The sequence below is a fragment of the Hydrogenophaga sp. genome (genome assembly GCF_036675665.1).
Taxonomy (GTDB): domain Bacteria; phylum Pseudomonadota; class Gammaproteobacteria; order Burkholderiales; family Burkholderiaceae_C; genus Hydrogenophaga.
The window spans coordinates 43,029-50,263 of sequence record NZ_JAKFEO010000005.1 but is presented as its reverse complement, the minus strand read 5'-3'; the positions used below and the strand labels follow the sequence as shown (position 1 = coordinate 50,263).

The 7,235-nt window shown below is 67.2% G+C and carries 7 protein-coding genes; 3 read left to right on the top strand and 4 right to left on the bottom strand.

Annotated elements, in window-relative coordinates; all coding sequences use genetic code 11:
* The 3 genes from V6M63_RS00525 to V6M63_RS00515 form a co-directional block, all read right to left on the bottom strand.
* Positions 1-1,708, bottom strand: a 1,708-nt coding sequence (locus V6M63_RS00525; RefSeq protein WP_332738420.1) for an efflux RND transporter permease subunit, incomplete at its 3' end; no start/stop codon positions are given.
* A 23-nt stretch (positions 1,709-1,731) separates the two neighbouring features.
* Complete coding sequence (locus tag V6M63_RS00520) at positions 1,732-2,943, bottom strand: efflux RND transporter periplasmic adaptor subunit (RefSeq protein ID WP_332738418.1); 1,212 nt, start codon at positions 2,941-2,943, stop codon at positions 1,732-1,734.
* Positions 2,944-3,034: 91 nt separating this feature from the next.
* Positions 3,035-3,871 carry an alpha/beta hydrolase gene (locus V6M63_RS00515; protein ID WP_332738416.1) on the bottom strand — a complete coding sequence of 279 codons (837 nt, stop codon included), beginning with the start codon at positions 3,869-3,871 and terminating at the stop codon, positions 3,035-3,037.
* A gap of 111 nt (positions 3,872-3,982) precedes the next feature.
* On the opposite strand from V6M63_RS00515, the gene V6M63_RS00510 reads away from it, so the two are divergent.
* Both V6M63_RS00510 and V6M63_RS00505 read left to right on the top strand, forming a co-directional pair.
* Entirely contained in the window at positions 3,983-4,897 is a 915-nt protein-coding gene (locus tag V6M63_RS00510) for a LysR family transcriptional regulator (RefSeq protein ID WP_332738414.1), read from the top strand.
* Positions 4,898-4,995: 98 nt separating this feature from the next.
* On the top strand, positions 4,996-5,700 hold the full coding sequence (locus tag V6M63_RS00505; protein ID WP_332738412.1) for a DUF899 family protein: 705 nt from the start codon (positions 4,996-4,998) through the stop codon (positions 5,698-5,700).
* 23 nt (positions 5,701-5,723) lie between these two features.
* Here the strand turns inward: V6M63_RS00505 and V6M63_RS00500 are convergent, their stop codons facing one another.
* Positions 5,724-6,137: a DsrE family protein gene (locus V6M63_RS00500; protein WP_332738410.1), complete on the bottom strand. Its 414-nt coding sequence runs from the start codon at positions 6,135-6,137 to the stop codon at positions 5,724-5,726.
* A gap of 223 nt (positions 6,138-6,360) precedes the next feature.
* Here V6M63_RS00500 and V6M63_RS00495 point away from each other — a divergent pair, with 223 nt between their 5' ends.
* Positions 6,361-7,224 carry a hypothetical protein gene (locus tag V6M63_RS00495; RefSeq protein WP_332738408.1) on the top strand — a complete coding sequence of 288 codons (864 nt, stop codon included), beginning with the start codon at positions 6,361-6,363 and terminating at the stop codon, positions 7,222-7,224.
* Positions 7,225-7,235: the final 11 nt, after the last annotated feature.

Sequence of the window (7,235 nt, the reverse complement as noted above, 5' to 3'; positions counted from 1 at the left end):
CGCTGGGCACCGCCTTGAACAGGCCGAAGGTCACGCCCACCAGCGCGAGGTAGATCCCCATCATCAGCGCCTTGCGCGAGATGACGCGCCGCACGCCGCCGCTGTAGGCCTCGGCGCCGCGGTTGAAGAAGCGGTTGAAGCCGCGGAACAGCGGGCCGAAGACGCGGTCCATGCCGCGCGTGAGCGCGTCCTTGGGTTGGTCGTGGCCGCGCAGCAGCAGGGCGGCGAGCGCGGGCGAGAGCGTGAGCGAGTTGATCGCCGAGATCACGGTGGAGATCGCGATGGTCACCGCGAACTGCTTGTAGAACTGGCCAGTGAGGCCGCTGATGAAAGCCAGCGGCACGAACACCGCGACCAGCACCAGCGCGATCGCGATGATGGGCCCGGACACTTCCTTCATCGCGCGGTAGGTCGCATCGCGCGGCGAGAGCCCCGCCTCGATGTTGCGTTCCACGTTCTCCACCACCACGATGGCGTCGTCCACCACGATGCCGATCGCCAGCACGAGGCCGAACAGCGAGAGCGCGTTGATCGAGAAGCCCAGCAGGTGCAGCACCGCGAAGGTACCCACCACCGACACCGGCACCGCCAGCAGCGGAATGATGGAGGCGCGCCAGGTCTGCAGGAACACGATCACCACCAGCACCACGAGCGCAATGGCTTCGAGCAGCGTGGTGATCACCGACTTGATGGAAGCGCGCACGAACTGCGTGGGGTCGTAGGCGATGCGGAACTCCACGCCCTCGGGCATGTTCTTCTGCAGCTCGGCCATGGTCTCGCGCACCTGGGCCGAGATGTCGAGCGCGTTGGAGCCCGGCGCCTGGAACACGCCCATGCCGACGGCGGGCTGGTTGTTGAGCAGCGAACGCAGCGAATAATCGGCCGCGCCCAGCTCCAGCCGCGCGATGTCGCGCAGCCGGGTCACGGCGCCGTCGGCACCGGCCTTGACGATGATGTCGCCGAACTCCTCTTCGGTCTGCAGGCGGCCCTGGGCGTTGATGGACAACTGCATGTCCACACCCGGCAGGCCTGGCGAAGCGCCGACCACGCCGGCCGCTGCCTGCACGTTCTGGCCGCGGATGGCGGCCACCACGTCGCTGGCCGAGAGGCCGCGCTGCGCGACCTTCTGCGGGTCGAGCCAGACGCGCATGGAGTAGTCACCACCGCCGAAGATCTGCACCTGGCCCACGCCTTCGATGCGCGCCAGGCGGTCCTTGACGTTGAGCACCGCGTAGTTGCGCAGGTAGTTGATGTCGTAGCGGTCGTTGGGCGAGACCAGGTGCACCACCATCGTGATGTCGGGCGAGCTCTTGACCGTGGTCACGCCCAGGCGGCGCACTTCCTCGGGCAGGCGCGGCTCGGCCTGCGAGACGCGGTTCTGCACCAGCTGCTGGGCCTTGTCGGGGTCGGTGCCGAGCTTGAAAGTGACGGTCAGCGTCATCACGCCGTCGGTGGTGGCCTGGCTGCCCATGTAGAGCATGTCTTCCACGCCGTTGATGGATTCCTCCAGCGGCGTGGCCACGGTTTCGGCGATCACTTTGGGGTTGGCACCCGGGTACTGGGCGCGCACCACCACCGAGGGCGGGGCCACATCGGGGTACTCGGAGATCGGCAGGCCGCGCAGCGCGACCAGGCCGGCGATCAGGATCAGCAGCGAGAGCACGCCCGCGAAGATCGGTCGATCGATGAAGAATTTCGAGAGATTCATGGTGTTCTTCTTGATCGCGGAATTCAGGACTTCGCCACTGCGGGCGCCGGTGTCTCGGCACGCGCGTTCATGGGCACGATTTCCGGTTGCACCACGTCACCGGGGCGCACGCGCTGCAGGCCGTTGACGACGATGCGTTCGCCGGGCTTGAGGCCGCTGAGCACGGTGCGCAGGCCATCGACGGAAGCACCCAGCGTGACGGCGCGGTACTCGGTCTTGTCGCCCTCGCCCACGACCAGCACGTACTTCTTGTCCTGGTCGGTGCCGACGGCGCGCTCGCTCACCAGCAGGGTGCGCGCGGTCTGCGGCTGGCCCATGCGGATGCGCGCGAACTGCCCGGGCATCAGGCTGCCGTCCTTGTTGTCGAAGACGGCGCGCACGCGCACCGTGCCGCTGCGTGGGTCGACCTGGTTGTCGATCAGCTGCAACTGGCCGGTGTAGGGGGTGTCGCTCGTGGCCGAGGTGCCCATCTGCACGGGGATGCGTTCAATGGTCCGACGTGCGCCGCCCGCGAGACTCTTGAGCGCGCCGGTCACGGTTTTTTCGTCGGCGTCGAAGCTGGCGTAGATCGGGCTGACCGAGACCAGGGTGGTGAGCACGGGCGCGCCCGGGCCGGCGGCGATCAGGTTGCCCACCGTCACTTCCAGCCGGCCGATGCGCCCGGCCACCGGGGCCCGCACCTGCGTGTAACCCAGGCTCAGGCGTGTGGTCTGCAGCTGGGCCTGCGCGGCTTTCAGGTTGGCCTCGGCCTCGCGCAGCACGTTCTCGCGGTCGTCCAGCTCGCGCTGGGCGATCGCCTTGTCGTCCCACAGGCGGCGTGCCCGGGCGTGCTCGTTGCTGGCGTGGGTCACGCGGGCCTGGGCCGCGACGGTCTGCGCTTCGGCGCGCGCCACCTCGGCTTCATACGGTGCGGGGTCGATGGAGATCAGCAGATCGCCCTTGGCCACCAGCGCGCCTTCGCGGAAATGCGTGGCCTGCACCACGCCCGCGACGCGCGAGCGGATGTCCACCCGCTCGACCGCTTCCAGGCGGCCCGAGAACTCTTCCCAGGCGGCGATGTCGCTCTCGGTCACCGTGGCCACGGACACCGGCATGGGCGGTGGCGCGCTGGCGGGCGCGCTGGCCTGGGCGGGGGTGGATTCCTGCGCGAGCGCGATCACGACGAGGGTGACGGCGGCCAGGGCGGCGGCGGTCGGCCACCAGATGTAGCGCTTGGAAGTGGACAGCTGGAACATGGTTTTTCCTTTTTGAGGGCGAGCGGGGCCGCCCCCGGTGGATGACCGGGGTTGGCAGTTCAGGGTGGTGAGAAAGGGGAGCGGGGGTCCGTCAGGACGGCGGCGGTGGCGTCGCGGCCTGGAAGAAGGCGCGAAGGTGTTCGCGCACTTCGATGGCACACGGACATTCCTCGGCAGGCTGCTCGCTCAGCGAGTCGGGCCACCCGGTGGTGGAGGGCAGCACGCCGCTGTGCACGGCGATGCCCGCGCCGCGCAGGCGCTCGGCATACGCCAGGGCCTCGTCGCGCATCGGGTCGTCGGCGCCGGTCAGGATCAGCGCCGGTGGCAGGCCGATGAGGCGCTGCGCGCGGCCGGGCACGGCATAGGGATGCTCGGCGTCCATCGGGCCGCGCAGGTACTGCTGCCAGCCATCCATCCACTTGCAACCGGTGGCTTCACCCATGGTCTTGCGCAGCGAGGCGGTGGCGTTGCACGGATCCAGCATGGGGGCGACCAGGATCTGGCCGGCCAGTGGCGGGTGGGCGCGGTCGCGCACCATCAGCGCCACCGCGGCCGCGAGGTTGCCACCGGCCTCTTCACCGGCGACGAACAGGGGCGCCGTCGAGCCCGCCAGCTTGGTGCGTTGCTTGTACAGCCACTCCAGTGCCGCGTAGCCGGCTTCCACCGCGTCGGGGAAACGGTGCGCGGGCGCCAGCGGGTAGGCCAGCGAGGCCACCACCGCGCCCGAGCTGGCCAGCAGCTCGGCCAGGCAGGCGCCGCTGTCCAGATCGCCCGAGACGAAGGCGCCGCCGTGGAAGTGCAGCACCAGCGGCACCGCGCCGCCGCGCGGCTTCTTGCCCCAGACGCGCAGTTCCAGCGCAGGCATGCCCGGCACCGACAGGGTCTGTGTCGGGGCCAGCGGGACGAAGGTGGACGGAGTGGAAACCATGGACTGGACTATAGACACACCACTTCTGCGGATAAAGCCACCTTCAACCAGTTGTCTGTTTCCAATGCGTGAACAATCCGGCCATAAAACAGCACATCAAGGAGTGAGGACTTGGACCAGATTCAATCGATACGCGTGTTTGCGCGGGTGGTGGAGGCCGGCACCTTCACCAAGGCGGCGGAGTCGCTGGACCTGCCCAAGGGCACGGTGACCAAGCTGGTGCAGCACCTGGAGTCGCGCCTGAAGGTCAAGCTGCTCAACCGCACCACGCGGCGCGTGACGGTCACGCCCGACGGTGCGGCCTACTACGAGCGCACGGTGCGCGTGCTCAACGACCTCGACGACATCGAGGCCAGCATGACCAACGCCCAGGCCAGCCCGAGCGGACGCCTGCGGGTGGACGTGGGCACCTCGGTGGCGCGCGAGATCATCATCCCCGCGCTGGCCGACTTCTACCGCCGCTTCCCCGACATCCAGCTCGACCTGGGCGTGACCGACCGCTCGGTGGACCTGCTGGCCGACAACGTGGACTGCGTGATCCGTGGCGGCGAGCTGCTGGACCAGTCGCTCGTGGCGCGGCGCGTGGCCAACGTGCCGCTGGTCACCGTCGCCTCGCCCGCCTACGTGAAGGCGCACGGCATGCCCACGCACCCGGAGCAGCTTGAGAACGAGCACACGATGGTGAACTACTTCTCCACCCGCAACGGGCGGCCGTTCGCGAACGAATTCGAAAAGGACGGCCAGACACTGGAGATTTCAGGCCGCTACAAGCTCTCCGTGAACGAGAGCAATGCGATGACCGCGGCGGTGCTGGCGGGTCTGGGCGTGGGGCAGATGGCGTCCTTCACGGCCTTGCCGCTGGTCGAGCGCGGCGAGCTGGTACGGGTGCTGGGCGACTGGTCCTGTGAAACGATCCCCCTGTACGTGGTGTACCCGCCCAACCGGCACCTGAGCGCGAAGGTGCGGGCGTTTGTGGAGTGGGTGGCGGATCTGTTTTCCAGGCAGCCGCAGATGTCGCGCGGATGAAGTCCATCGAGCGGCAGGCGCCAGGGCACGTGTGCTGACGAACAGACTCCAAGGTGCACGCTCGCCTAGAACGCAGTGCAAACTTTGAAAGGATGCTCATGAACGCAACATCGCAACTCAAGCCCGCGAGCGAGCTGGCCAAGGGCAACGGAGTCCACTTCCCCAACGAAAGCCCCGACTACCGCCGTGCACGCGATGCGCTGCTGGCCGAAGAGATCGAACTCCGGCGCCATATCGAACGGGTGGCAGAGCAACGACGCGCGCTGCCTCCGGGTGGGGTCGTGCCCGGAAACTACGCCTTCGTCGGGGAGCACGGCCACGTCAACTTCGCCGACCTGTTTGGCGACAAGCAGACGCTGGCGGTCTACAGCTACATGTATGGACCCCAGCGCGAGCAGCCTTGCCCGATGTGCACTTCGCTGATGGCTGCCTGGGACGGTGAAGCGCCCGATGTGGAACAGCGCGTGGCGCTCGTCATGGTGGCGCGGTCACCGATCGAGCGCCTGCTGGAGGTCAAGAGTCAGCGCGGCTGGCGCAACCTCCGGTTGTATTCGGACGTTGACGGAGACTTCACCCGCGACTACGTCAGCGCTGAAGACGCGGACATGCCGGCGTTCAATGTCTTCACGCGGCGAGACGGCAGCATCCGCCACTTCTGGAGCGGCGAGATGGGCGCCAGCACCGCCGACCCAGGCCAGGACCCGCGCGGTGCGCCGGACCTGATGCCGCTGTGGACGATTCTTGACTGCACGCCCGAAGGTCGCGGGACCGACTGGTATCCCAGGCTCGATTACGACCAATGAGCGCCGCGCAGCCTCATCCGCGCTCAGGGCTTGATGTAGGCAAAGCCCTGCTTCTGCAACTTGGCGATCCTGACCACGCCCGAAGGCGTGAAATCGGCTTCCTGGATGAACTGCTCTTTCTTGAGGTCGCGGTTCTTCAGCGTGATCTCGCAGATCTCGAAGGCAACGCCTCGGCTTTTGAGAGCCGACACCAGCGGTGCGAACTCGGTGCCATTGGCCGCCTTGGCTCCCTCCATCAGCATGTCCACGCCGTCGGCGTGGGTGACGATGGTGATCTTCGCCTTGGGATCGGTATCGAGGTGGTTGCGAACGTTGCGCAAGCCTTTGAGGCCTTGCGCGACGGTGTTGTCGAAGTGGTAGACCACGGTGTCCTGCGCCGAGACGACGCCGGCGGCGAGAGCCAGGGTGAGGCTGGCGAACAGTGATTTGAGGCGCATGGGGGGTTCTCCTGGGGCTGGGTTGACGGCAGACTCGACGATGTTCACGGGTGTTCGGTCAAGCATGCCAAAACCGTCACGTTCTTGACCCACCCAGCCTTCGCCGTGAGGCATTCAAGGTGTTTCAAGCATCGGTTCGGAACTATGCTTGCCACTGTACCGGGTATCGGTGGCCTTTTTGGGTCACCCACCCATTGGCGTGTAGGTCAGCCTGGAGAGGTTTATGGCGAGTGATTTGGACACCGTGCGGGTGCTTCGGGCTCTGTTCAACGACATGCCGCGCGCGCCGCAGGGCCTCTCGGGCGTGGAGCTGATGGCCTGGATCAAGTCGTCGATGACCGACTACGAAGGCGGCGAGATGGCCTACATGATCGAGCACATCACCCGCAATTCCATGCTCGACATCGTGCTGCACATGCGCGAATCGGGGCACCTGCAGGACGACGCCGCGTTCGACGAGACCGTGACCCTGATCTCCACCGAAGAAGGGCGTCGCACCTTCCGCGACCGCTGCATCAATGCCCAGAAGACGGTGGACGCGACCGAGCGGCTGCTCAAACGGGCACGCCGATCCACGCAGGCCGATCAGGCGCTGTTTGTGGCGGATCCGCAGGAGATCGAGCGCTTCGTCAGCGGCCAGGCCAGTGGCCCGGGCCCGCTGTTTGTCGAATTCGCCGCGCGCGAAGAGGTGCGCGAGATCGGTGTTTTTGACCAGGCGCCGGTGCAGGTGCATGAATTCGCCTGGGGCTTCGTGGTGGAGCAGCAGAGCGCGTGGAATGTGTATGTGGCCGAGGTCTGGCGCCAGGGCACGGTGGGCTACTTCGACCGGTTTCTCAACGCCTGGAAGCTCGAAGCCGCCACGCCGCTGGACGATGCCGGCTCGACGCCCGCGGTGCCTGCCGGGCTGCTGGTGGACGACGGCATCAGCAGCTTCAGCAGCCTGAGCTTCGAACTCGAACCCGGCGCGTCGGTGCCGCAGGTGCGCCGTTGGCTGGGCGAGGCATTCATCGGGCGCATGCTGCCTCGCATGGCGACCAAGGTGCTCGACGACGCCTACGATTTTCCGGCCAGCAGTCCGGCCAGCTGAGCGGGCCTCCG